A 23,079-nucleotide genomic window follows, 5' to 3' on the forward strand; every position below is an offset into this window, starting at 1 on the left:
CCCCCCCCACCCCCCCCCCCCCCCCCCCCCCCCCCCCCCCCCCCCCCCCCCCCCCCCCCCCCCCCCCCCCCCCCCCCCCCCCCCCCCCCCCCCCCCCCCGGGACGGGTCCGGATCAGAGCACGTAGCGGCTGAGATCGGCCGACCGGCTGAGATCGCCGAGATGCTTCTCGACAAAGGCGCCGTCGACGGTGACGGTCTCCCCGGCCTTGTCGGGCGCCTCGAAGGAGAGCTGCTCGAAGACCCGCTCCATCACCGTGTAGAGCCGGCGCGCGCCGATGTTCTCGACCGCCTGGTTGACCTCGGCAGCGATCCGCGCCAGCGCCGCGATGCCGTCCTCGGTGAAGTCCACGCGGACCTCCTCGGTGGCCATCAGCGCGGTGTATTGCCGGGTCAGGGCGTTGTCGGTCTCGGTCAGGATGCGGACGAAATCGCCCTCGGTCAGGTCGCGCAGGTTGACCCGGATCGGCAGCCGGCCCTGCAGTTCGGGCAACAGATCCGAGGGCTTGGCGATGTGGAAGGCGCCCGAGGCGATGAACAGGATATGGTCGGTCTTCACCGGGCCGTGCTTGGTCGACACCGTGGTGCCCTCGATCAGCGGCAGCAGGTCGCGCTGCACGCCCTCGCGGGAGACGTCGCCGCCGCGGGTCTCGGACTTGGCGCAGACCTTGTCGATCTCGTCGAGGAAGACCATGCCGTTCTGCTCCACCGCCTCCAGCGCGGCGGCCTTCACCGTCTCGTCGTCGAGCAGCTTGTCGGCCTCCTCGCCGATCAGCACCTCGTAGCTTTCCGCCACGCTCATCTTCTTGCGCACGGTGCGCCCGCCGAACGCCTTGCCGAAGATGTCGCCGAGATTCATCCCGCCCATGTTCATGCCGGGCTGGCCGGGGATCTCCATCATCGGGAACGGGCTCGAGCCCTCGGCCACGTCGAGCTCGATCATCGTGTCGTCGAGCTCACCGGCCTTCAGCTTCTTGCGGAACATCTCGCGCGTGCCCTCGCGCGCCTCGCTGCCGGCGATGGCCGAGATCACCCGCTCCTCGGCGTTGCGGTGGGCGCTGGCCTTGACGTCCTCGCGCATCGCCTCGCGGGTCTGCACGATGGCGGAGTCCATCAGGTCGCGCACGATCTGCTCGACGTCGCGGCCGACATAGCCGACCTCGGTGAACTTGGTGGCCTCGACCTTGACGAAGGGCGCGCGGGCGAGCTTGGCCAGCCGGCGGCTGATCTCGGTCTTGCCGACGCCGGTGGGGCCGATCATCAGGATGTTCTTCGGGTAAACCTCGTCGCGGATCTCGTCGGCCAGCTGCTTGCGGCGCCAGCGGTTCCTGAGCGCCACGGCGACGGCCCGCTTGGCGTCCTTCTGGCCGATGATGAAGCGGTCGAGCTCCGAGACGATTTCGCGGGGGGTGAGGTCGGTCATCTGTATCCTCGTATCGGGGGTTCAGCCTGAGCTATGGACGATGGGCGGGAACGCAAGGCCCTTTCGCACGCTGCCGGTTTGGCAGGCAACCGTCCGCGAAAGCGCCCAATCTTGCGGCATTCCGCGGATGCCCGGAAAACGCGCAGCCCGCCCGGCTTTTCAGCTCTCGGCCGCCCGCCTACCGACCGGCAACGGAAAGAGGAGGGTTCCGAATGAACGGAGCGGATACCGCTTGGATCATCGTCGCGACGGCGCTGGTTCTTTTCATGACGCTGCCGGGGCTGGCGCTGTTCTATGGCGGGCTGGTGCGCGCGCGCAACGTGCTCAGCGTGTTCATGCAATGCTACGCCATCGCCTGCCTGATGTCGGTCCTGTGGTTCCTGCTGGGCTACTCGATCGCCTTCGGCCCGGGCGAGAGCGGGCTGTGGGGCGGGCTCGGCCGCGTGGCGCTGGCCGGCGTCGACGCCGAGACGCTGTCGGGCACCCTGCCCGAGGTGCTGTTCTTCGCCTTCCAGATGACCTTTGCCATCATCACCCCGGCGCTGATCGTCGGCGCCTATGTGGAGCGCATCGGCTTCGGCTTCGTGCTGCTGTTCTCGGGACTCTGGATGCTGCTCTGCTACGCCCCGGTGGTGCACTGGATCTGGGGCGGCGGCTTTCTCGCCGATGGCGGCATCTTCGGCGAGACCGGGGTGCGCGACTTCGCCGGCGGCATCGTGGTGCACGAGACCGCGGGCCTCGCGGCGCTGATCCTCGCGGTGATGCTGGGCGCCCGGCGCGACGCCACCAAGCCGCCGCACGCCCCCGGCTACGTGATGATCGGTGCGGCGATGCTCTGGGTCGGCTGGTTCGGCTTCAACGGCGGCAGCCAGCTCGCCGCCGATGGCGGCGCGGCGATGGCGCTCGCCGTCACCCACCTGTCGGCGGCGGCGGCCTCGCTGAGCTGGGCGCTGTGGGAGAAGATCAAGTTCGGCAAGGCCAGCCTCGTCGGCATGGTCACCGGCACCATCGCCGGCCTCGCCTCGATCACCCCGGCCTCGGGCTTTGTCGGCCCGGTGGCGGCGCTGGTCATCGGCGCCGTCGCCGGCATCCTCTGCCAGGAGGCGGTGGCGCTGATGCGCAACAAGCTGAAGATCGACGACACGCTCGACGTCTTCGCGGTGCACGGCGTCGGCGGCATCTTCGGCACGATCATGATCGCGGTGCTGGGCGCCGGGTCCTGGGCGGCGCAGCTCGGCGGGCTGGTGATCGTCGGCCTCTGGACCACCGTGGTCACGGTGGTGCTGATCGTGCTGGTGCGGATGGTGACGCCCTTGCGGGTCGACGCCGAGACCGAAACCACCGGGCTCGACCTCGCGGTGCATGGCGAACGCGCCTACGACGTCGTCTCCTGAAGCGTCTCAACGGTGAGATTGCCGTTGGTGTAGACGCAGATCTCGGCAGCGATCGCCATGGCGCGGCGGGCGATCTCCTCCGCGTCGCGGTCGCTGTCCATCATCGCCCGGGCGGCGGCCAGCGCGTAGTTGCCGCCCGACCCGATGGCGGCGACGTCGTGTTCCGGCTCCAGCACGTCGCCGGCGCCGGTGATGACGTAGAGCTGGGCGCCGTCGCTGACGATCAGCATCGCCTCGAGCTTCTGCAGGTACTTGTCGGTGCGCCAGTCCTTCGCGAGCTCGACCGCGGCGCGCTGCAGCTGGCCCGGCGTCGCCTCGAGCTTGGCCTCGAGCCGCTCGAGCAGGGTGAAGGCGTCGGCGGTGGATCCGGCGAAGCCCGCCACCACGTCGCGGCCGCCGGGGTTGAGCCGGCGGACCTTGCGCGCCGTGCCCTTGATCACGGTCTGGCCGAGACTGACCTGGCCGTCGCCCGCGATCACCACGCGCCCGCCCTTGCGCACGCCGATGATGGTGGTGCCGTGCCAGCCGGGGAATTGCGTCTCTGCCATGTCTCGCCTCCTTCTGCCTCGCGCCGTGATGTGGGGGCTGGACAGGGGCCCCGCAACCCGCGCACCCATAGGCCGGCCGGCGCCGGGATGCCAGCCGGCGCGCCGCGGGGGAGGCAGGATGGCACTGGAGCAGGCGGAAGCGGCGGCGCGCGCCCTGTGGCCCGACCTCGCCCGCGCGGCCGGGCTGCCGGCGTCGGGCTGGCAGGCGATGCGGCTGGCCGGGCGCAGCGACGCGCGGGTGAGCCGGGTGCTGCTGCGGCTTCGGGGCCATGGCCGCGACGTGGTGCTGAAGCACGAGATGCGGCCCTGGCGCCCCGAGGCCTTCGCCGCGGCGCTCGCCGCGCACCGCGCGGCCCGGGCGGGGTTCGCGTCGGCGGCGGGTCCCGGCCTGCCGGCGCTGCTGGCCGCCGATCCGGCGCGGCAGGCGGCGCTCTACGAATATGCCGAGGCGCGGCCGCTGCTGCACCTGCTGGCGGCGGCGGACCCGGCGGAGCAGCGCGCCCTGCTGCGGCGCGTCGGCGCCTGGCTGGGGGCGTTCCACGCCGCCCGGCCCGGTATCCGGCGCGTCTTCCGACCGCCGGCCAACCTGCGCCAGCTCCACGCCGTGCTCGATGAGTTGGCGGCCGGAACCCGGGCAGTGGCCGAGCCCGCGCGCTTCGCCGCCTGCGCCGAGCGGCTGCTCGCGCTGGCGCCGCGCTATGGCGGGCGCGAGACCGTCACCGCGCACCAGCACGGCGACCTGCACATGCGCAACGTCCTGGTCGGAGAGCACGTCTGGGGCATCGACCTCGCCCCCGGCGCGGTGCGTCCGGTGGGCCACGACATCGCGCGCCTGCTGATCGATTACGCCGCCCGCATCGCCGATCCCGGGGCGGTGTCGCCCGGCGCGGCGTTGCCCGACCGGGCCCTCACGGCCTTCCTGAACGGATACCGGACAATCGGCGCCGACGACCCGTCGCTGGGCCTGCTGCTGCGGCTGCGCATCCTCGCGGATTGGTGGGGGCTGCCGGCGGAGGACGACGCCCGCACGCTGGCCCAGGGCCGGCGCCTGGCCGGCCTCCTGGCCTTGTCGGAACGGACCTTCGGGGTATCCTAGGCCCGCCCCGCGGAGGGCGCCGGAGCGCCCCCTTCGGGATCAGATCGAGTCGTCGATCCAGCCCTTCAGCGCCGCCTTCGGCGCGGCGCCGGCGCGGTTCGACACCACCTGGCCGTCCTTGAAGATGAACAGCGCCGGGATGCCCCGCACGCCCATCGCTGCGGCGGTGTTGGGGTTCTGGTCGACATCGACCTTGGCGACCTTGATACGGCCGTCATATTCCTCCGACAGCTCCTCGAGCGCGGGACCGATCTGCTTGCACGGGCCGCACCATTCGGCCCAGAAATCGACCACAACGGGCACGTCGGAATTCTTGACCTCTTGATCGAAGGTCGCGTCGGTCACGGCAACGGTCGCCATCGCTGGTCTCCTGTCAGGGAATGTGGCGGGACGCCTCGCGTCCCCGGGGGGCGAACCTATGGAGCGCCCCCTGCCCCGTCAAGGCGCCGCGCCCGGTCGAGCGCCGCCATCACGGTCTCGTGCGGCAGCTCCATGAGCCGCGGCCCGGCGGTCCAGAGCAGCGCCGTGGCGACGCGGCGGCCGGGATAGATCGCCGCAAGCAGCGCCGCATAGGCGCCCATCTGGCGCAGCAGCCCCTTGGGCACCTGGTCCGCCACCGCGGGCAGCGTGCGGTTCGACTTGAAATCCACCGCCAGAACGGTCTCCGGCCCGAGCACCAGCCGGTCGATCACGCCGGAGACCGGGCCGAGCCCCGGCAACGTGCCGGCAAGCGGCACCTCGGCCAGCGCCTCGGGCGCGAAGAGCAGCGCGAAATCCGGCACGGCGAGAACCGCGGCGGCCTCCGCCATGAGCTCCGCCCGGCGCTCCGGCGCCACCCCCAGCCCGTCGAGCAGCCGGGCGCCGAAGCCCGGCCGGTCGTCCTCCGGAAGGCCCGGCAGGGTCTCGAGAAGCGCGTGCAGCGCGGTGCCGCGGGCCTGCGCCGCGGCGCTCTCCTCGCCGGCCTCTCCGGGCAGCGCCTTGGCGCCGCCGAGATCGCTTGGGCTGCGCAGGGGCGGCCGCGGCGCCGCCGGGGGCGGGCTCAGCCGCGTCGTCGCCGGAAGCTCGGGCGCCGGCGCCGCGGCGGCGGGCGCCGCCTGCACCGGCAGGCCCGACCAGTCGTCGCCCAGGGTCAGCCCGGCCCCGGCGCCCAGCGCACCCCAGTCGAAGTCGCGCTCCCGCGCGCCGGCCCGGACCAGCCCGTCGCGCACCCGGTCGTGCCAGGCCTGCCCGTCGCGGCCGAGATTGCCCGCCGCGGCCACCACGAGCCAGCTTTCCGCCCGCGTCATGGCGACGTAGAGCAGCCGGTCGCGCTCCTGCGCCTGCCGCGTCCGGAGCGCCTCCTCGGCGGCGTCCTGCAGCGCCGGGCGCGCCCCCGAGGGCGCCTTCCAGTGCCCGGCGCGCTCCGAGGCCAGCACCCGGTCGCGCACGTCGTTACGCCATTGCGCGCAATCGGGCAGGATGACCAACGGCGCCTCCAACCCCTTGGCGCCGTGCACCGTCATCACCCGGATGCGGTCGCCGGCAGCCTCCGGGCTGCGCTTGATCTCGAGGTCGTCGGTCTGCATCCAGCCCAGGAACCCGGTGAGCGAGGGCACCGCGTTCTCCTCGTAGGCCAGGGCCTGGGCGAGCAGCGCGTCGAGCCCGTCCTCGGCCTCGGCGCCGAGCCGGGCGATCAGCCGCGCCCGGCCCTCGTGGCGGGTCAGGATGCGCTCGATCAGGTCGTAGGGGCGCAGGAAGTCGGTCTGGCCGCGCAGGTCGTCGAGCATCTCGAGAACCTGGGGAAACTCCGCCCGCCGCGCCCGCAGCGCCTCCCAGAGCGGCATGCCGCGCCGGCGCCCCTGGGCGAGGCCGTAGAGCGCCCTCTCGCTGAGCCCGAAGAGCGGCGAGCGCAGGGCCGCGGCCAGCGACAGGTCGTCCTCCTGGGTGGCGAGGAAGGCCAGCAGCGCGCCGACATCGCGCACCGCGAGTTCGGCCATGACCTTGAGCCGGTCGGCCCCGGCGATCGGCAGGCCCTCGGCCTTGCAGGCGCGGATGATCTCCCGGAACAGCCCGGCGCGGCGCCGCACCAGGATCAGCACGTCGCCGGCGCGCAGCGGGCGCGCTGCCCAGCCGCCGTGGCCGTCGGGCACCGGCAGGGTCTGGCCATCGGCCAGCGCGCCGGCGATGAAGCCGGCGATGCGGCGCGCCAGGACGACGTCGTGATGGGTCTTGGCCGGGCGGTCGACCGGGTCGAACCAAGCGCCCTCCTCCTCTTTCTCGGCAGGCGTCACCGCGGGCCAGAGATCGACCCGGCCGGGCTTTTCGGAGTGGAAGGCGATGTGGCGCTCCTCGGGGCTGAAGCCCGAGGCCTCGGCGCCCTCGAAGGTGGCGTCGACGGCGGCGAGGACCGGCGCCGCGGAGCGGAAGGAATGCGCCAGGCTCAGCGCCTGCAGCCGCCGCCCGGTGCTTTCCAGCCGCGCCGCGAACTCGGCCCGCATGCGGTCGAACTCGCCGGGATCGGCGCCCTGGAAGGAATAGATCGACTGCTTCTTGTCGCCGACCACGAAGATCGTGCGCACCACCCCGTCGCGCGCCCCGGCGCCGGCGGTGAATTCGCGCGCCAGCTTCTCGATCACCTGCCATTGCAGCGGCGCGGTGTCCTGCGCCTCGTCGACCAGGATGTGGTCGATGCCGCCATCGAGCCGGTAGAGCACCCAATCGGCGACCCGGCCATCGGAGAGCAGCGCGTGCGCCTTCTCGATCAGGTCGTCGAAATCGAGCCAGCCGCGCAGCGTCTTGGCCTCGGCATAGGCCGGCAGGAAGACCTGCGCGAAGCGGTGCAGGGCCAGGTCGCGCTCCAGCGCGGCGAGCGCGCAGCGCAGCGGCCGCGCCGCCTCGACCCGGCGCATCAGGTCGTCGAGCCGCCCGGCCAGCGCCGCCACCCGGGCATCGTTTCGGAGCCCCTTGGTGGGCACCACGCCGGTCTTGGCGCTGAACGGCGCATTGGCGCCCGACCCGGTGAGCAGCACGCCTTCGAGGCATTCCAGCCCGGCCAGAGTCGGCCCGCCCCAGCCGGCCAGGGTCTCGGCGCATTTGCGGTCGGTGCTCTTGTCGCTGGCGCGCATCAGCGGCACCAGCTCCGCCAGCAGCTCCGCCTCGCCGCCCAGGAAGACCCCGGCCAGCAGCGCGCCGGTGTCGAAGCCCGCCGGCAGGTCGTAGGCGGCGCGCAGGGACGCGGCGTCGCGCGGCGGCAGGAAGGCCGCCTTGGCGCGCAGGATCTCCTGCAGGAGCCCGTCGAAATCGTCGTCGGCGCCAGTGAAGTGGCGCGCCACCTCGGCCACCAGCCCGGCCTCGGACCCGGCCGCCATGGCATCGAGGATCTCGGCGCGCAGCAATTCCGCCGCGCGGTCCTCGACCTCGCGGAAGCCCGGGCTGACCCCGGCCTCGAGCGGGAAGCGGCGCAAGAGACCGGCGCAGAACGAGTGGATGGTCTGGATGCGCAGCCCGCCCGGCGTCTCGATGGCGCGCGCGAAGAGCGTGCGGGCGCGCTGCAGGAAGACCCGGTCGAGATCGCGGTCGGCGCCCAGCGCCGCGAGCTCGGCGCGCAGGCCCTCGTCGTCGAGCATCGCCCAGGCGCCGAGCCGCTTGAACAGCCGGTTCTGCATCTCCGAGGCCGCCGCCTTGGTATAGGTCAGGCAGAGCACGTTCTCGGGCGCCACCTCGTCGAGCAGCAGCCGCGCCACCCGGTCGGTCAGCACCCGGGTCTTGCCGGAGCCGGCATTGGCGGCGAGCCAGGTCGAGGCATCGGGCAGCGCCGCGTCGACCTGGCGCTGGGTGGCGTCGTCGCGCATCAGCCCATCCTCTCGGTCCGCGGCAGGTCGGTGACGTCCCATTCCCCGAGCCGCGACAGGTGGTCGTAATCGCTGGGCAGGCGATCCTCGGCCATGGCCCGGCGGGCGGTGTAGCCCTTGTCGGGGTCGAGATAGCGCCGGATCAGCTCGGCCAGCTCGGCCCAGACCGCGTCGGGCGGCATCTCCTCGAGCGGCGCCGGCACCTCGCCGGCCTTCGAGCCGAGCCCGATATAGGCGGCGCCGGCGACGTGTCGCGGATCGAGCCCGGCGAAGCCGCCGCGCATCACCATCGCCGCGGTGAGCAGCAGCTGCTTGTCGAAATGCCGCTGCTGGTCCGCGGTCGGGGGCGCGCCGGTCTTGTAGTCGAAGAGCCAGGCGCCGCCGCGGTCGTCGATGTCGATGCGGTCGGCGCGCGCCGTCAGGGTGAAGCCGGGATCGGCCATCTCGACCTCGCCCTCGGCCTCGAAATGCGCCGGCCGGGCGCGCGACTGGCGGGCGCGCTCCTCGGCCACGAAGGCCGGGGCGATGCGGCCCAGCCGCGCGGTCCAGAGCTGGCGCACCAGCGGGAACGGGATCTGCGCGAAGGCGGCCCCGGCCCGGTCGAGCAGCGCCGCGGGGTCGAGCAGGCCCGGATCGGAAAGGCTGTCGCGCACGAAGGTCTCGAACAATTCGTGCACCACGATGCCGCGCAGGAGCGCGTCGGGCTCGCGCTGGAGCGGCGGCAGCGGCCGCAGGTTCAGGATCCGCGCGGCATAGATCGCGTAGGGGTCGCGAACCAGCGTGCGGATGGCGGTGACCGGCAGCTTGCGCGGCCGGTGCTCGACCGGCGGCGCCGGGGCCGGGCGCGGCGCGGGCGGCATGGCCGGCGCCGCGTCGAGCGCCCGTGCATGGTCGCGCCAGCGCGCGCCGCGGGCCCGCATCGCCGCCAGCGCGGCGTCGCCGCCGCGGCCCGGCAGCCCGGCCAGCAGGTTGGTGATGCGGTTCAGCCAGCGCGACGGCACGGTCTCGGCATCGTCGGATTTCAGCGCCCGGCTGAACCAGACCTCGCGCGCCGCCGCCGCCTGCTGGAAATCGTGCGCCGACAGGCCGATGCGGCGCTCCGGCAGGGTCAGTCCGGCCTCCGCCCGCATCCGCCGGTTGAGCCAGGGATCGGCGCCGGGCAGTTCCGGCCAGGCGCCGTCGTTGAGGCTGCCGAGGATCAGCAGATCGGCGCCCATGACCCGCGCCTCGAGCGTGCCCCAGATGCGGATATGCGGGTGCACGGCGTCGGGGTTGCGCACCTCGGCGCGGCCCAGCACCGCCTGGAACAGGCTCTCGTAATCGCGCGCCGACAGCGCGGTGCCGTGCCCGGCCTCGCGCGCCAGCTCGTCGACCACGGCGCGGACCGCGCGCCCGGCCTCGCGCGCCCAGAGCTCGCGCGGATCGGCGCTCTCGCTGCCCGCCGCGATCGCCTCGGCCAGCGCGATGTGGTCGCGGAGCCAGTCGGCCAAGGGCCGGGCGCCCTCCGCCTCGGCGCCGCAGAACCGCGCGATCACCCAGTCGAGCCACGGCCCGGCCTCGGGCGCGCGGGCGCGGAAGCCCTCCAGCGCGTCGGCATCCGGATAGGGAATGCCCGCGCGGCGGATGTGCAGTTCGAGCTGCTGGGTCCAGAGCCCGTGGCGGCCCTTGGCGCCCGAATGGGTCAGCGGATGCTTCAGGAGGGTCAGCAGCGCCTCGGCGGTGAGCGGCCGCGCCGCGAGCCCGGCGACATGGCGCAGCAGCCGTCCCGGCGCCGAGAGATGCGCCGGCCGCCCGGCGCTGTCATCGGGCACGATGCCCCAGCGGTCGAGCGCCGCGGTGACCTGCCGGGTGAGCTGGCGGTCGGGGGTGATCAGCGCCGCCTCGGTGCCGTCCTCGGCGGCCTGGCGCAGGCGCAGCGCGATGGCCAGCGCCTCCTCGCGCCGGGTCGCCGCCTCGAGCAGCGTGACCCCGGCGGTGGCGGGTTCGAGATCGGGCAGGGCCGGGCCCTCGGCGAGCCATTGATCGGTGATCGGCGCCGGCCGCAGCGCCAGCGAGATGAGCCGGTTGCGGTCCGGCGCCGGCGGCTCGGCGGCACTCCAGGGCGCCACGTCGGCGGGGCTGGCGGGGAGTTCCGCCAGGAGCCGCGCGAAGCGGTATTGCGGGTGATCCTCGCCGGGCTGGCCGAGATCGGCGCGCGGATCGGCGTCGATCAGCCGGTCCCAGACATGGCGCGGCAGGTCGCGGTCCCAGCCCGGCAGGACCAGCGCGCCCTGCGGCAGATGCGCCACCGCCGCCATCAGCCGCGCCGCGGTGCCGCGCGACCCGGTGGAGCCGGCGACGATCACCGGGTGCTGCGGCGGCGCCGCACGCCAGAGCGCGATCCGGCGCGCCACCGCGAGGCGCTGCGCCGCGGCCGGGTCGGGGGCGCCGTCCGCGGCGAAGTAGCGCTGCACGATGTCGAGAAAGCGCAGCGCCCGCTGCCAGTGGCCGGACTGGTCGGAGACGTCGAGCCCGGCGATCCGCTCCGGCGCCACGTCCTCGATCTGCATCTCCTCCATCAGGCTGGCGAGGCTGTCGGCGAGGTCGAAGAGCGCGGCGCGCGGCGCCAGGTCCGGCTCGGCATCGAGCAGGCGCGACACCAGTGCGGTCAGCTCAAGGCGCCGCCGCAGCCCGGAGACCGGGGCCGGCAGGTCGGCGGCGAGCTCCGCCGGGGCCGGGTCCGAGAGCAGCCGGATGCGCGGCAGGAAGCCGGGCCCGTCCTCGGCGCAGAGCCGCACGATGCGGCGGCTCATCCGGGCGGTGTTCACGAAGAGCTCGACCCGCGCCATGGCCTCGGGCGGCTGGCCGGCGAGCCGCGCCCGCAGACCGGCCACCAGTTCGGCGGCGAAGTCGATGCCGGGGGCGAGGCCGAAGACCCGCGGCCCCGGCCCGGGGGCGAACATGGTCATGGCTCAGGCCCGTTCGAGCAGCGACTCGGCCAGCGCGATGCCCCCGGGATGGCCGACATCGCACCAGCGGCCGGGATAGCTGACCCCGTAGAGCCCGTCGCGGCGCGCCGCCGCGTCCCAGAGCCGGTTGAGCGAGAAGACCGGCTCGGCGATCTCGTCCAGCCCTTCGGTGCGCAGGATCTGCAGGCCGGTATAGACCGCGTCGCCGCCGCGGCTGAGCTGTCCCGCGGCGTCGAGGGTGAAATCGCCACCGCCCTTGCGCCCCACGGTCTGCGGCAGCGGCACGGTGAGCAGCAGCGCCTCCATGTCCGGGCGCCAGGCCGCGGCGAGGATGTCGAACGGGTTCGGCCCGGCCAGCACGGCGTCGCTGTTGGCGGTGAAGACCGGCCCGCGGCCGAGATGCGGCAGGGCGTGGCGCAGCCCGCCCCCGGTATCGAGGATTTCCGGCATCTCGACCGAGACATGGACGTCGCGCCCGGCGAGATGGGCGACGATCTGCGGCGCCCGGTAATGCGCGTTGACCACCACCCTGAGCTGCGGCCGGTGGGCGCGCGCCAGATCCAGCGTGCGGTCGAGCAGCGCCCGGCCGCCGACCTCGACCAGCGGTTTCGGGCGGTCGGCGGTCAGCGCCCCCATGCGGGTTCCGAACCCCGCGGCAAAGACCATCAGGGCGTCGGGCAGGGCGTCGGGCATGGTGTCCTCAGGGCGTTCAGAACGGCGGGGCCGGGCGGCGGCAGCAGCGCCGCGAGGCGCGGCGCCAGCCCGGCCAGGGCGGGATGGGCGAGATCGGCCTCGAGATGGCGCCAGACCCGGGGCACGAGGTCGATGTAGCGGGTCTTGCCGTCGCGCGCGGCGAGCCGGGCAAAAACGCCGAGGATGCGCAGGTTGCGCTGCGCGCCGAGCACCGCCATGGCGGCTTCGAAGGGCGCGGCCTCGCCGCCCGCGGCGTCGAGGTAGCGCCGGATCGTCGCCTCGGCGGTGGCCGGGGCGACGTCGCGGCGCGCATCCTGCAAGAGCGAGACCAGGTCGTAGGCCCGGTGCCCGGCCAGCGCGTCCTGGAAATCGAGCAGCCCGGCCCGGGCGGCGCCGGCGCGGTCGGGCAGCCAGAGCAGGTTCTCGGCGTGGAAGTCGCGCAGCACGGTGACGTCGCAGCGCGCGGCGTGGCGCTCCAGCGCCTCATCGAGCGCCTGCATCGCCGCCCGGCACGCCTCCGCCCGGGGCCGCTCGCCGGTGGCGCGCGGGCAATACCAGTCGAAGGCGAGGTCGGTCATCGCGGCCAGGTGCTGCGGCGCGGCGCGGACCAGCCCGGGCGCCGGGTCGTGGCGGTGCAGCACTGCCTGCGCCTCAGCCGCGGCGGCGTAGAGCTCGGCCTCGCGGCCCGGCGCCGCGGTTGCCAGCCGGGCGAAGAGCCCGTCGCCCAGATCCTCGAGCAGGAGGAGCCCGGCGCGGTCGTCGCGGGCGAGGATCCGCGGTGCGCTGAGCCCGAGACCCAGAAGGTGGCCGGCAAGCGCGGCGAAGCGGCCCACATCGCCGCCCGGATCCTCCATCAGCACGGCGCTGCCGCGGCCATCCGCAAGCCGCGAATAGCGTCGCGCCGAGGCATCGCCGGCCAGCGGCGCGCAGGCCGCGCCCTCCCAGCCGGCGGCGGCGAGGAAGGCCCGCACATTGGCGTCGCCCGGGCTCACGACGCGGGCTCCAGAAGCCCGTCCCAGCGCGCGTCGCTCCAGCTCGCGGCGACCTGCCGCGCGGCGCCGTCGCGGGTGCTCTCGAAGCGCAGGGTCAGCGCCGCTTCGGGCGCCAGATCGGCCAGCCGGTCGGGCCATTCGACGAGGCAGATGGCGGTCTCGAAGGCCTCGTCGAGCCCCAGCTCCACCGCCTCGTCGGGGCCCGACAGGCGGTAGAGGTCGCTGTGCCAGATCTCGGTGCCGCCGGCGGCGTCGTAGACCTGCACCAGGGTGAAGGTCGGCGACGGCACGTCCTCGGGGCGGGCCAGCCGCGCCTGGATCAGGGCGCGGGCGAAATGCGTCTTGCCGGCGCCCAGCCCGCCCTCCAGCAGCAGCACGTCGCCGGGGCCGAGCCGCGGCGCCAGCCGCCGGCCGAGCGCCGCGGTGGCGTCGGGATCGGGCAGGTCGATGCGGCAGGAGCGGCGGGGCATGGGGCGACATTTACCGGTTGCAGTCGGCACCGCAACCCGGCAGGCGCGCGACGGGAGACCGGCCGGCCGATCTGTGCCGTCAAGGCTTCGCCGCGGCGGCGCTGCAGGTGCAGGCGGCGGGCAGCGGCCCGGCCTCGGGCGCCGCCGCGCCGGGCCGCGGGGTGAAGCGCACCAGCGTGGCGCCGGCATGGATCGGCTCGACCCGGCAGGTCAGGCCGGCGCCGTCGAGCCGCTCCACCTCGGCCTCCCAGCCGCTGCGTTCGCCGAACGGGGTGACGAAGTCGCGCAGCTCGCCCCAGACCGGCGAGGGCCGGCACTGGGCCTGCCAGTCGCGGGTGGCGTCGATCACCGTGACATCCGCCGCCGAGGCGTCGGGATCGTTGCCCCAGAGCCGCCGGTAGCCGGCATTGCAGAAGGCCAGGATCCCGCTCGCGGTGAACACCGCCACGGCGTCGTCGAACGCGTCGATCACCGACTGGCTGAGCTCCAGCTCGGAGCGGAAGCGCCGGGTCAGCGAAATCTCGTCGCTGATATCCTCGATCAGGAAGGCGATGGCGCCGTCGGGATGCGGGCGCCCGGTGACGCGGTAGGTCAGGCCGTTCGGCAGGGTCCAGATCTCGGAATAGACGCTGTCCTGCGCCGCCTTGGCCATGCGCCCCATCTCGGCCCGCCAGGAGCGGTAGTCGCGCGGCTCCGGCATCACCTGGCGTTCGCGCAGCAGGTCGAAGAACGACATCAGGTTGGGCCGGCTGGCGAGCACTTCCGGGGCCAGCCCGGTGAGGTCGATGAGCGCCGGATTGAACAGCACCAGGCGCTGCGTGCGGTCGAAGATCACCAGCCCGGTGGGCAGGTTCGAGAAGGTCTTGGCCAGGGTCTGCACGAAGCTTTGCTGGGTGATCTCGGCGCGCACCACGGCATCGATCTCGATGCCGTAATTGGCCCAGCCGGAGGCGGTGCGGCGGCTGACCACCTCGAACCATTGCGGCGCCATGTTGCCGCCCCGGCATTCCACCCGGTTGCGCGCCTCGACGAGTCCCGGCTCGGGCGCGCGGCGCAGCGGCTGGGCGCTGCCGGCAGCCTCAGCCAGGGCGCGGTGGCGCTCGTTGGCCCAGATGAGGGCGCCCTCGGCGTCGGTCAGCCAGACCGGACAGGGGGCCAGCGCCAGGGTCTCGCGCAGCCGGTCCAGCTCCGCCGCCTGGAGGCGGCAGGCCAGCCGGTCGGCCCGGCTCACCGCCGGCCCGGCCAGCGCCAGCCGCAGCGCGCCGCCGGCCGGGGTCAGGACCAGCGCCCCGGAGCCGTCCGCGGCGGCGCAGCGCAGGGCCGCGTCGGGCGGCGCCTCCGGCAGGTCGGGAAACACCGCCTGCAGCCGCCGTGCCACGACCGGCCAGTCCGGCTCCGGCCCGCTGCCGGGCAGGTGGTCGAGCAGCAGCTGCCCGGCCGGGGCGGTGTCGCAGACCCGGCCGCGGCGCACCAGAAAGAGCGGCTCCTCCGCCTCGCGCGCCGCGCCGCGCCGCACCAGCGCGGCCACAAGCCCCCGCCCCGGCCGCGCGCCGGTGATTAGGAAGGTGCCGGCGGCGCTGAGCGCCGCCGCGCCGCCCACCAGGGATGCGACCACCAGATCAAGACTCACGCCGCGCCCCGCTTCGATGCTACCCCGATTTGCCGCCGCGGCCGAGTTGCCGACGCGGTATCCGAGCCTCGCGAAACGAGGTTAACGGGTGATTAACCGGCCTGTCTCCTGTTAATCGGCGCGCCCCCGTTTCAGGGCTCGAAGGGCGGGTTCTCGCCCATCGGGCCGCGCAGAGCCTCGGCGTCCGGGACGATGCGGGCGCGCGGCCACACCACCTCGACGATGGCGCCGCGCGGCGGCCGGGCCGTGCCGCTGGCCTCGGCCGGGTCGGCGCCGTTGGCAAAGCTCAGCTCCGCTCCGGTGCGCTCCAGCAGGGTCTTGGCGATGAACAGGCCGAGCCCCATGCCCTCGTAGCCCGGCCGCTCGCCGCGGTCGCGGTCGCCGCGCCTGCGCCGCATCAGGGGATCGCCGATGCGGCCGATCAGCTGCGGCGGAAAGCCCCGTCCGTCATCGACGATGCGGATCCAGATCTGGCGCTCCGACCAGCCGGCCTCGATCCAGACCGTGGTGCGGGCGAAGTCGACGGCGTTCTGGACGAGGTTGCGCAGCCCGTGGATCACCTCGGGCCGGCGCAGGATCTCGGGCGCCGGGCCGCGATCCTCGGCGCGCTCCTCGAGCAGCACCGCCTTGCCGCGCGCCTCGTGCGGCTCGGCGGCCTCGCGGATCACCTCGGTCAGGGGGGCGTGGCGCAGGCGCAGGTCGTCCTTCCCGGCGCGGCCCATGGACCGCAGGATGTCGCGGCAGCGGTCGGCCTGCTGGCGGATCAGCCGGGCATCCTCCTGTGCCGCCGGCCGGTCGTCGAGATCCTCGACGAGCTCGGAGGCGGTCAGCGTGATGGTGGCGAGCGGCGTGCCGAGCTCGTGCGCCGCCGCCGCCACCACGCCGCCCAGGTCGTTGAGCTTCTGCGCCCGCGCCAGCGCCATCTGGGTCGCGGTCAGCGCCTCCTGCATGCCGTGCATCTCGGTGGTCAGGCGCCGGGCATAGACCGAGATGAAGACCAGCGCGATGGAGATCGCCGTCCATTGCCCGAAGACGAAGAGGTCGGGGATCCGCAGCACCTGCCCGTCCGAGGTCACCAGCGGCATGTGCCAGAACACCAGCAGGGTGATCAGCGCGAAGGCCATGACGTTGAGCAGGATGGTCGAGCCCAGCGTCAGCACCGCCGCCGAGACCGTGACCGGAGCCAGCACCAGCAGCGCGAAGGGGTTGTTGAGCCCGCCGGTCAGGAACAGCAGGAAGCTCAGCTGCAGCACGTCGAAGGTCACCATGGCGAGGTTCTCGGTCTCCGACAGGCGCTTGCTCTCGGGGAACACCATCATCGCCACGAGGTTGCCCGCCACCGAGACGCCCACGGCCAGCACGCAGAGCCCGGTCAGGATCTGCAGGTCGTAGACAAAGCGCGCCACCGCGATCGCCGCCAGCTGCCCCGCAATGGCGAACCAGCGCAGCCAGATCATCGTGCGCAACCGGATCCAGTTGGCGCGGCGCTCCCCGAAAAGGGCCAGTTCGCTCTCGGCCATGTGCGGGGCCTTCTCTTGCCGTTGCCGGGGGCTTTGATAGGTCTCGCCCGGTCTCGAATCAACGGCGGAGCGAGGGACGGATGGCGAACGGACGGATGATCGCGGCCGCGGCGGCCGCAACGGCGATCGCGGGACTGACCGTGGGGCTCTTCGCGTGGTCCGAGATGCGTGGCGACGCCGACGTCTTCGCGGCCTGCCGCAGCGGCGCCGTCGCCGGCGGCATGGGGGCCGTCGGCGGGCCGTTCGAACTGGTCTCCGAGACCGGCGCGACGGTGACCGATGCCGATGTCGTGGACCGCCCCACCCTGCTCTATTTCGGCTACACGTTCTGCCCCGACATCTGCCCGCTCGACAATGTCCGCAACGCCGCGGCCGCCGACCTGCTGGCCGAGCGCGGCATCGACGCGAGGCCGGTCTTCGTCACCGTCGACCCGGCCCGCGACACGCCCGAGGTAATGGCCGACTACACCGAGGCGATGCATCCCGAGATGGTCGGGCTCACCGGCTCCGAGGCGCAGGTCAAGGCGGCCGCGGATGCCTACCGGATCTATTACCGGGTGCCCGAGAGCGAGGACGAGTACTACCTCGTCGACCACACCACCTTCACCTACCTGGTGCTGCCCGAGCACGGCGTCGTGGATTATTTCCGCCGCGAGACCCCGCCCGAGGAGATCGCCGAGCGCACCGCCTGTTTCGTCGAGGCCGCGTGACCCCCCGGCAGCCTTTCGGACGGTTTGACGGAGTCCGGTCCCGCGGGTAATCCTCGACGCCAGCACCAGGGCGGGGAGGAACAGCCGGTGGCAGAGGCGCACATGCAGGAGCTCGAGGACCGCTCGCTGCTTCTCGTCGACGACGACGAACCGTTCCTCAAGCGTCTGGCCAAGGCGATGGAGAAGCGCGGCTTCGACGTCCGCATGGCCGAGACCGTGGCCGAGGGCCGGGCCGCCGCGCGCGCCCACCCGCCGGCCTTCGCAGTGGTCGATCTGCGGCTCGAGGACGGCAACGGGCTCGACGTGGTCGAGGCCTTGCGCGAGGCGCGTCCCGATTGCCGCGTCGTGGTGCTGACCGGCTACGGCGCCATCGCCACGGCGGTCGCCGCGGTCAAGATCGGCGCCGTCGACTACCTGTCGAAGCCGGCCGACGCCACCGACATCACCAACGCGCTGTTGGCCAACGGCGAGAACATGCCGCCGCCGCCCGAAAACCCGATGTCGGCCGACCGGGTGCGCTGGGAGCACATCCAGCGCGTCTACGAGCTTTGCGACCGCAACGTGTCGGAGACCGCGCGGCGGCTCAACATGCACCGCCGCACCCTGCAGCGCATCCTCGCCAAGCGCTCGCCGCGCTGAGACCTCCCGACGGGTGCACGGGATCGTGCGGATCTGCATCTGGCGATCCGCCGGCGGAAAGCGCATATTGGTGGGGACAGGCAATCCTGCGCCGGACGGGGCGCATGACCAAAGTCCCGCCCCTTCCGGCCGGAAGGAGGTTCCCGTGTCCAGTCGTCCACAGCCCCGGATCGCGGCCGCGCTCGCAGCGGCCCTCGGTCTCCTGCTCGCCGGCACCGCCGCCGCGCAATCGGTCTGCGCCCCGCGCGGCGCCCTCGCCCACAGCCTGGGCAAGCATTACGGCGAACGCCCGGCCGCGCATGGCCTGGAATCGCCGCATCGGCTGATGGAGATCTTCGCGGCCCCGCTGACCGGCACCTACACGGTCCTGCTGACCCGCTCGGACGGCATCAGCTGCATCGTGGCGAGCGGCCAGCATTGGCAGGTCCTGACGCCGCCCCGCTCCGGCGAGAGCGCGGTGCTGATCCGCTGAGCCCCGCCGCCCGGCCCGGACGCCGCCCCCTTCCGCCCCCCCCCTCTTGCACCAGTGACAGACCGCCTATGCAGCGCTGAGCCTTGCCAGCGGCCCGGATCGGACGCAGGTTCGCGGTAATGCCGCGGCGCAGCATGGGTGCCCGGCCGGAATCCGGGATACCTGCATGACCCTCGAGACGCGGCGCACCGCGCTGACCATCCTGTCATTGGCGCTCGGCGCCTTCGCCATCGGCGTCTCCGAATTCGCCGCGATGGGGCTGCTGCCCTTCTACGCGGCCGGCTTCGGGGTCGGCGAGCCGGCCGCCGGCCACGCGGTCAGCGGTTACGCGCTGGGTGTGGTGATCGGCGCGCCGGTCCTCGCGGTGCTCTGCGCCCGGCTGCCGCGGCGGGCGGTGCTGGCCGGGCTGATCGCGGCCTTCGGCCTCGCCAACCTGCTGGGCGCGCTGGCGCCGTCGATGGCCACGCTGACCGCCAGCCGGGTGCTTTCGGGCCTGCCGCACGGCGCCTTCCTGGGCATCGCCATGCTCTTCGCCGCCGACCTGCTGCCCAAGGGCCAGCGCGCCCGCGGCGTGGCGCAGGTGCTGATGGGGCTGACCGTGGCCAACATCGTCGGCGTGCCGGCGGCCAGCGCGCTCGGCCAGGCGGTGGGCTGGCGCAGCCTCTTCGTGGTGGTGGCGCTGCTCGCCGCGGCCTCGGCGCTGATGATCCTGAAGGTGGCGCCGCCGACCCCGGCGGACCGCGCGGCGCGCCCCCTGCGCGAGCTCGCGGCGCTGCGCAACGGCGCGGTGCTGGCGACGCTGGCGATCGGCGCGGTGGGCTTCGGCGGCGTCTTCGCGGTCTATTCCTACCTGTCGGCGGCGATGCTCGACAGCGACGCCGCGCCGGCCTGGGCGATCGCGCTGGCGCTGTCGGGCTTCGGCGTCGGCGCCACGCTCGGCAACGTGATCGCCGGGCGGCTGGCCTCGTGGTCGCGCTTCGGCGGCGCCGCGATCCTGCTCACGGGCATGACCGCGATGGCGCTGCTCTACGCCCAGACCATCGGCAGCTGGCCGCTGATGGCCGCCGCGGTGGCGGCGCTCGGCGCCACGGCCGGGCTGGTGATCCCGCTGCAGATGCGGCTGATGGACGTCGCCGGCGACGCCCAGACCCTGGCCGCTGCGCTGAACCACGCTGCCTTCAACTTCGCCAACGCGCTGGGCCCGTTCCTGGCCGGGCTGGCGCTCACGGCGGGCTATGGCTGGGCCGCCACCGGCTATGTCGGCGCCGCGCTGTCGCTGGGCGGGCTCGCCATCCTGGCGCTGGCCCGGCGGGCCGGACGCGGCCGCGCCGAGGGTGGCGCGGCGGAGGCCCTGCCCGCGCATTGACCGGCGCACCGGCCGGCGCACCGACCGGCGGGTCCGCCGCCTAGAGCAGCCCCGCCACCAGCGGCGCCAGCAGCGTCGTCAGCACCGCGTTCAGCCCCATGCCGATGCCCGAGAAGGCGCCGGCGGTGGAGTTCACCCGGAAGGCGTGCGCGGTGCCGATGCCGTGCGCCGCCAGCCCCACCGCGAAGCCGCGGGCGCGCCAGTCGCGGATGCCCAGCGCGTTCAGCATCGGCGTCGCCACCACGGCGCCGGTGATGCCGGTCAGGATCACCAGCACCGCGGTCAGCGAGGGCTGCCCGCCGATCGCCTCGCTGACGCCCAGCGCCACCGGCGCGGTGGCCGATTTCGGCGCCAGGGACAGCAGCGTGGCGCCCTCGACGCCCAGCGCCCGCGCCACCGCCAGGGCGCTGACGATGGCGGTGAGCGACCCCGCGAGGAGCGCCGCCGCCATCGGCCAGAGCGCCGCCCGCACCCGGGCGAGGTTGTCGTAGAGCGGCAGGGCCAGCGCCACGGTGGCCGGGCCGAGCATGAAATGGACGAATTGCGCACCCTCGAAATAGGTCGCGTAGGGCGTCGCGGTGAGCTTCAGCAGCGCCGCCAGCAGCACCACCGCGATCAGCACCGGGTTGGCCAGCGGGTGGCGCCGCGCCGCCTCGGCCAGGCGGTCGCCGGCGAGATAGGCCAGCAGCGTGGCGGCCAGCCACAGAAGCGGGTCCCGGGCGAGGTAGGACCAGAGCGCCACCGCCTCATTCATCGGCGGTGCCGATCAGCCGGGCGGCCAGCCGGAAGGTGGCGACGGCGACGAGGATCGCCGCCACCGTGCTGACCACCAGCGCGGCGAGCAGCGCCGGCCCGTCCGAGCCGAAGACCCCCAGATGCGCCACTACGCCGGTCCCCGCCGGCACGAAGAGCAGCGACAGATGCGCCAGCAGCCCCTGGCAACTGGCGCGCATCTCGTCGGCGATCCGCGGCCGCAGCACCAGAAGCAGGAACAGCCCGCCCAGGCCCAGCACCGGCCCGGGCACCGGCAGGCCGAGCCCGCGCGACAGCGTCTCGCCGGCGAGCTGGAAGGTCAGGAGGATGGCAAGGCTGCGGATCATCGGCGGCTCCGGGGCGGGTCGCCGCATGCCATCACCGCCGACCCCGCTTGGCAAGGCCGCGCGGATCGCGCTCCCGGCAGGGCCGCGGCCCGACCCGGCGGCGGCAGGGCCGCCTGCGCCGCGGGATCGGAAATACCACGTGTCCCGCGCGTCGGCCGGGCCGCGGCCCGCCGAAGCGGCATCGGCAGCGCCGCGCAGGCTGCCGGCGGGGCGGGGCGCGGGGCCCAGCCGCGGCGTTGCGAGCAGCCGGCAGGCATGCCAAAGACCGCGCCGAAGCCGCCCCGGGAAGGATGCCCATGCCGCCGAAACAGCCCCGCGCCTGGCAGAGGATGCTGTCGGGCCGCCGCCTCGACCTCCTCGACCCGACGCCGATGGACGTGGAGATCGAGGACATCGCCCACGGCCTCGCCTTCGTGGCGCGCTGGAACGGCCAGACCCGGGGCGATTACGCCTATTCGGTGGCCGAGCATTCGCTGCTGGTGGAGACCATCTTCGCCCGCCTTGCCCCCGACGCGCCGCCGCGCTGGCGGCTGGCGGCGCTGCTGCACGACGCGCCGGAATACGTCATCGGCGACATGATCTCGCCGGTGAAGGCGGCGGTCGGCCCCGGCTACGGCGCGCTCGATGCGCGGCTCTCGGCGGCGATCCACCTGCGCTTCGGCCTGCCGGCGGAGATTCCCAAGACCGTGAAGGCGCGGATCAAGCGCGCCGACAAGGTCTCGGCCTGGCTGGAGGCGGTGGGCATCGCGGGCTTTTCCGAGGCCGAGGCCGACCGCTTCTTCGGCCGGCCGGCGCCGGGCCTCGCCGAGGGGCTCGAGATCCGCCTGCGGCCGCCGCGCGAGGTGCGCACGGAGTTCACCGCGCGCCACGCCGACCTGCTCGCCCGGCTCTGAGCCTCACACCGGGTGCGGCGCCAGCCGCGCCGGGGTGCCGCGCAGCTCCAGCACCCGGTCGGCCAGCCGCTCGGCCTCGGCGCGGGCATGGGTGACGAAGAGCGTCGCCGGCCGGGTCTCGGCGATCAGCCGCTCGGTCAGGCTCAGCATGGTCTCCGCGGTGGCGGGATCGAGCGACACGAAGGGCTCGTCCATGATCAGCAGGTCGGGGCGCCCGGCAAAGGCCCGGGCGAGCGCCAGGCGCCGCTGCTGGCCGAGCGACAGCTGGCCGGGAAACAGCGCGCCCTTGCCGGCCAGCCCGACCCGGTCGAGCGCGGCGCGGGCGCCCGCCTGGTCGAGCCCGGGATGCACCAGGGTCAGGTTGCGCAGCACCGAGCGCCAGGGCAGCAGCGTCGGCTCCTGGAACACGATGGCCATGCGCTCCGGCCGCTCGACCCGGCCCTCGAAGCGGGTGTCGATGCCGGCGACGATGCGCAGCAGGGTGGACTTGCCGATCCCCGACGGGCCGAGGATCGCCACCGTCTCGCCGGCGGCGATCTCGAAGCCGATGCGGCCCAGCACCTGCACCTCGCCGAAATGCTTGGCAGCAATGTCGATGCGGATCATGCCGCCCGCCAGCGCCGCACCCGGCGCTCCCAGGGCTGCAGGATGGCCCATTCGACGCAGAGCATGACGGCGATGAAGGACAGCGCGTAGACCAGCACCATGCCGACATCGAAGAGCTGGAAGTAGAGATGGATCTGGAAGCCGATCCCCGAGGACCGGCCGAGGAACTCGACCACCAGCACGATCTTCCAGATCACCGCCACGCCGGACCGCGCCGCCCCGGCGATGAACGGCGCCAGCTGCGGCAGGGTGACATGCACCAGGCGGGTGCGCCACGGCATCCGGTAGACCTGCGCCATGGCGTCGAGATGCGGATCGGTGGCGCGGGCGCCCTCGCGGATCACCGTGGTGACGTTGGGCACCTTGTTCAGCGTCACCGCGAGGATCGCCGCGGTCTCGTTCAGGCCGATCCACAGATAGCAGAGCACGATCAGCACCAGCGCCGGCAGGTTCAGGAACACCACCAGCCACGGGTCGAGCCAGCGGTTGAGCCGCTCCGACCGGCCCATGGCGAGGCCCAGCGCGATGCCGAGGACCATCGCCAGCGCGAAGGCCCAGACCACCCGGATGAGCGTGCGCGCGAGGTGGTAGAGCAGCTCGCCCGAGACCAGTTCGCGCCAGAACGGCTCGACCAGCGCGAAGGGCGAGGGCAGGATCTGCGGATCGGCGGTCAAAGCCGCCGCCGCGATCCACAGCACGAGCAGCCCGATGAGAGAGATCGCCGTGACGGAGCGCTGGTCGATCATCGGGC

Annotated in this window: 21 protein-coding genes; 7 read left to right on the forward strand and 14 right to left on the reverse strand. The window is 73.8% G+C overall.

Features of this window, described 5'->3' with window-relative positions:
• Positions 1-113: 113 nt before the first annotated feature.
• A complete protein-coding gene (gene hslU, locus ACXYMW_RS17080) occupies positions 114-1,421 on the reverse strand; it encodes an ATP-dependent protease ATPase subunit HslU (RefSeq protein WP_459036542.1) in 1,308 nt (435 codons plus the stop codon).
• Positions 1,422-1,633: 212 nt separating this feature from the next.
• On the opposite strand from hslU, the gene ACXYMW_RS17085 reads away from it, so the two are divergent.
• The gene (locus ACXYMW_RS17085; RefSeq protein WP_459036543.1) at positions 1,634-2,815 is read left to right on the forward strand and encodes an ammonium transporter; all 1,182 of its coding nucleotides are present in this window, start codon (positions 1,634-1,636) and stop codon (positions 2,813-2,815) included.
• On the opposite strand, the gene hslV is transcribed toward ACXYMW_RS17085, so the two are convergent.
• Entirely contained in the window at positions 2,797-3,363 is a 567-nt protein-coding gene (gene hslV, locus ACXYMW_RS17090; protein ID WP_459036544.1) for an ATP-dependent protease subunit HslV, read from the reverse strand. The two genes, ACXYMW_RS17085 and hslV, sit on opposite strands and share 19 nt — an antisense overlap.
• A gap of 118 nt (positions 3,364-3,481) precedes the next feature.
• Here hslV and ACXYMW_RS17095 point away from each other — a divergent pair, with 118 nt between their 5' ends.
• Positions 3,482-4,459: a phosphotransferase gene (locus tag ACXYMW_RS17095; RefSeq protein WP_459036545.1), complete on the forward strand. Its 978-nt coding sequence runs from the start codon at positions 3,482-3,484 to the stop codon at positions 4,457-4,459.
• 39 nt (positions 4,460-4,498) lie between these two features.
• Here ACXYMW_RS17095 and trxA read toward each other — a convergent pair whose 3' ends face one another.
• From trxA to regB, 8 genes are all read right to left on the reverse strand, one after another.
• Positions 4,499-4,819, reverse strand: a complete 321-nt coding sequence (gene trxA / locus ACXYMW_RS17100) for a thioredoxin (protein ID WP_459036546.1) — start codon at positions 4,817-4,819, stop codon at positions 4,499-4,501.
• Positions 4,820-4,875: 56 nt separating this feature from the next.
• A complete protein-coding gene (gene addA / locus ACXYMW_RS17105) occupies positions 4,876-8,289 on the reverse strand; it encodes a double-strand break repair helicase AddA (protein ID WP_459036547.1) in 3,414 nt (1,137 codons plus the stop codon).
• Positions 8,289-11,231, reverse strand: coding sequence for a double-strand break repair protein AddB (gene addB, locus ACXYMW_RS17110; protein WP_459036573.1), 2,943 nt, complete (start codon positions 11,229-11,231; stop codon positions 8,289-8,291). The genes addA and addB overlap by 1 nt, the downstream gene beginning before the upstream one ends.
• A 9-nt stretch (positions 11,232-11,240) precedes the next feature.
• On the reverse strand, positions 11,241-11,930 hold the full coding sequence (locus tag ACXYMW_RS17115; RefSeq protein WP_459036548.1) for a nucleotidyltransferase family protein: 690 nt from the start codon (positions 11,928-11,930) through the stop codon (positions 11,241-11,243).
• Complete coding sequence (locus ACXYMW_RS17120) at positions 11,903-12,922, reverse strand: aminoglycoside phosphotransferase family protein (protein ID WP_459036549.1); 1,020 nt, start codon at positions 12,920-12,922, stop codon at positions 11,903-11,905. Before ACXYMW_RS17120 ends, ACXYMW_RS17115 begins: the two co-directional genes overlap by 28 nt.
• Positions 12,919-13,392, reverse strand: coding sequence for a tRNA (adenosine(37)-N6)-threonylcarbamoyltransferase complex ATPase subunit type 1 TsaE (tsaE, locus tag ACXYMW_RS17125; RefSeq protein WP_459036550.1), 474 nt, complete (start codon positions 13,390-13,392; stop codon positions 12,919-12,921). Before tsaE ends, ACXYMW_RS17120 begins: the two co-directional genes overlap by 4 nt.
• Positions 13,393-13,471: 79 nt before the next feature.
• The gene (locus ACXYMW_RS17130; RefSeq protein ID WP_459036551.1) at positions 13,472-15,022 is read right to left on the reverse strand and encodes a PAS-domain containing protein; all 1,551 of its coding nucleotides are present in this window, start codon (positions 15,020-15,022) and stop codon (positions 13,472-13,474) included.
• Between the two features lie 131 nt (positions 15,023-15,153).
• Positions 15,154-16,542: a sensor histidine kinase RegB gene (gene regB / locus ACXYMW_RS17135; protein WP_459036552.1), complete on the reverse strand. Its 1,389-nt coding sequence runs from the start codon at positions 16,540-16,542 to the stop codon at positions 15,154-15,156.
• Between the two features lie 80 nt (positions 16,543-16,622).
• On the opposite strand from regB, the gene ACXYMW_RS17140 reads away from it, so the two are divergent.
• From ACXYMW_RS17140 to ACXYMW_RS17155, 4 genes are all read left to right on the forward strand, one after another.
• Positions 16,623-17,252, forward strand: coding sequence for an SCO family protein (locus ACXYMW_RS17140; protein WP_459036553.1), 630 nt, complete (start codon positions 16,623-16,625; stop codon positions 17,250-17,252).
• A 102-nt stretch (positions 17,253-17,354) separates the two neighbouring features.
• The gene (locus ACXYMW_RS17145; RefSeq protein WP_459036574.1) at positions 17,355-17,891 is read left to right on the forward strand and encodes an ActR/PrrA/RegA family redox response regulator transcription factor; all 537 of its coding nucleotides are present in this window, start codon (positions 17,355-17,357) and stop codon (positions 17,889-17,891) included.
• Between the two features lie 145 nt (positions 17,892-18,036).
• Entirely contained in the window at positions 18,037-18,363 is a 327-nt protein-coding gene (locus ACXYMW_RS17150) for a hypothetical protein (RefSeq protein WP_459036554.1), read from the forward strand.
• Positions 18,364-18,529: 166 nt separating this feature from the next.
• Positions 18,530-19,729, forward strand: coding sequence for an MFS transporter (locus ACXYMW_RS17155; protein WP_459036555.1), 1,200 nt, complete (start codon positions 18,530-18,532; stop codon positions 19,727-19,729).
• A gap of 40 nt (positions 19,730-19,769) precedes the next feature.
• Here ACXYMW_RS17155 and ACXYMW_RS17160 read toward each other — a convergent pair whose 3' ends face one another.
• Together ACXYMW_RS17160 and ACXYMW_RS17165 are read right to left on the reverse strand one after the other, a co-directional pair.
• Positions 19,770-20,483, reverse strand: coding sequence for an LrgB family protein (locus ACXYMW_RS17160; protein ID WP_459036556.1), 714 nt, complete (start codon positions 20,481-20,483; stop codon positions 19,770-19,772).
• The gene (locus ACXYMW_RS17165) at positions 20,476-20,829 is read right to left on the reverse strand and encodes a CidA/LrgA family protein (RefSeq protein ID WP_459036557.1); all 354 of its coding nucleotides are present in this window, start codon (positions 20,827-20,829) and stop codon (positions 20,476-20,478) included. The genes ACXYMW_RS17160 and ACXYMW_RS17165 overlap by 8 nt, the downstream gene beginning before the upstream one ends.
• A gap of 296 nt (positions 20,830-21,125) precedes the next feature.
• On the opposite strand from ACXYMW_RS17165, the gene ACXYMW_RS17170 reads away from it, so the two are divergent.
• The gene (locus ACXYMW_RS17170) at positions 21,126-21,722 is read left to right on the forward strand and encodes an HD domain-containing protein (protein WP_459036558.1); all 597 of its coding nucleotides are present in this window, start codon (positions 21,126-21,128) and stop codon (positions 21,720-21,722) included.
• 3 nt (positions 21,723-21,725) lie between these two features.
• Here ACXYMW_RS17170 and ACXYMW_RS17175 read toward each other — a convergent pair whose 3' ends face one another.
• Positions 21,726-22,328, reverse strand: a complete 603-nt coding sequence (locus ACXYMW_RS17175) for an ABC transporter ATP-binding protein (protein WP_459036559.1) — start codon at positions 22,326-22,328, stop codon at positions 21,726-21,728.
• On the reverse strand, positions 22,325-23,074 hold the full coding sequence (locus tag ACXYMW_RS17180) for an ABC transporter permease (protein WP_459036560.1): 750 nt from the start codon (positions 23,072-23,074) through the stop codon (positions 22,325-22,327). Before ACXYMW_RS17180 ends, ACXYMW_RS17175 begins: the two co-directional genes overlap by 4 nt.
• Between the last annotated feature and the right edge of the window lie 5 nt (positions 23,075-23,079).

It is taken from the genome of Roseivivax sp. CAU 1761, from assembly GCF_054482755.1.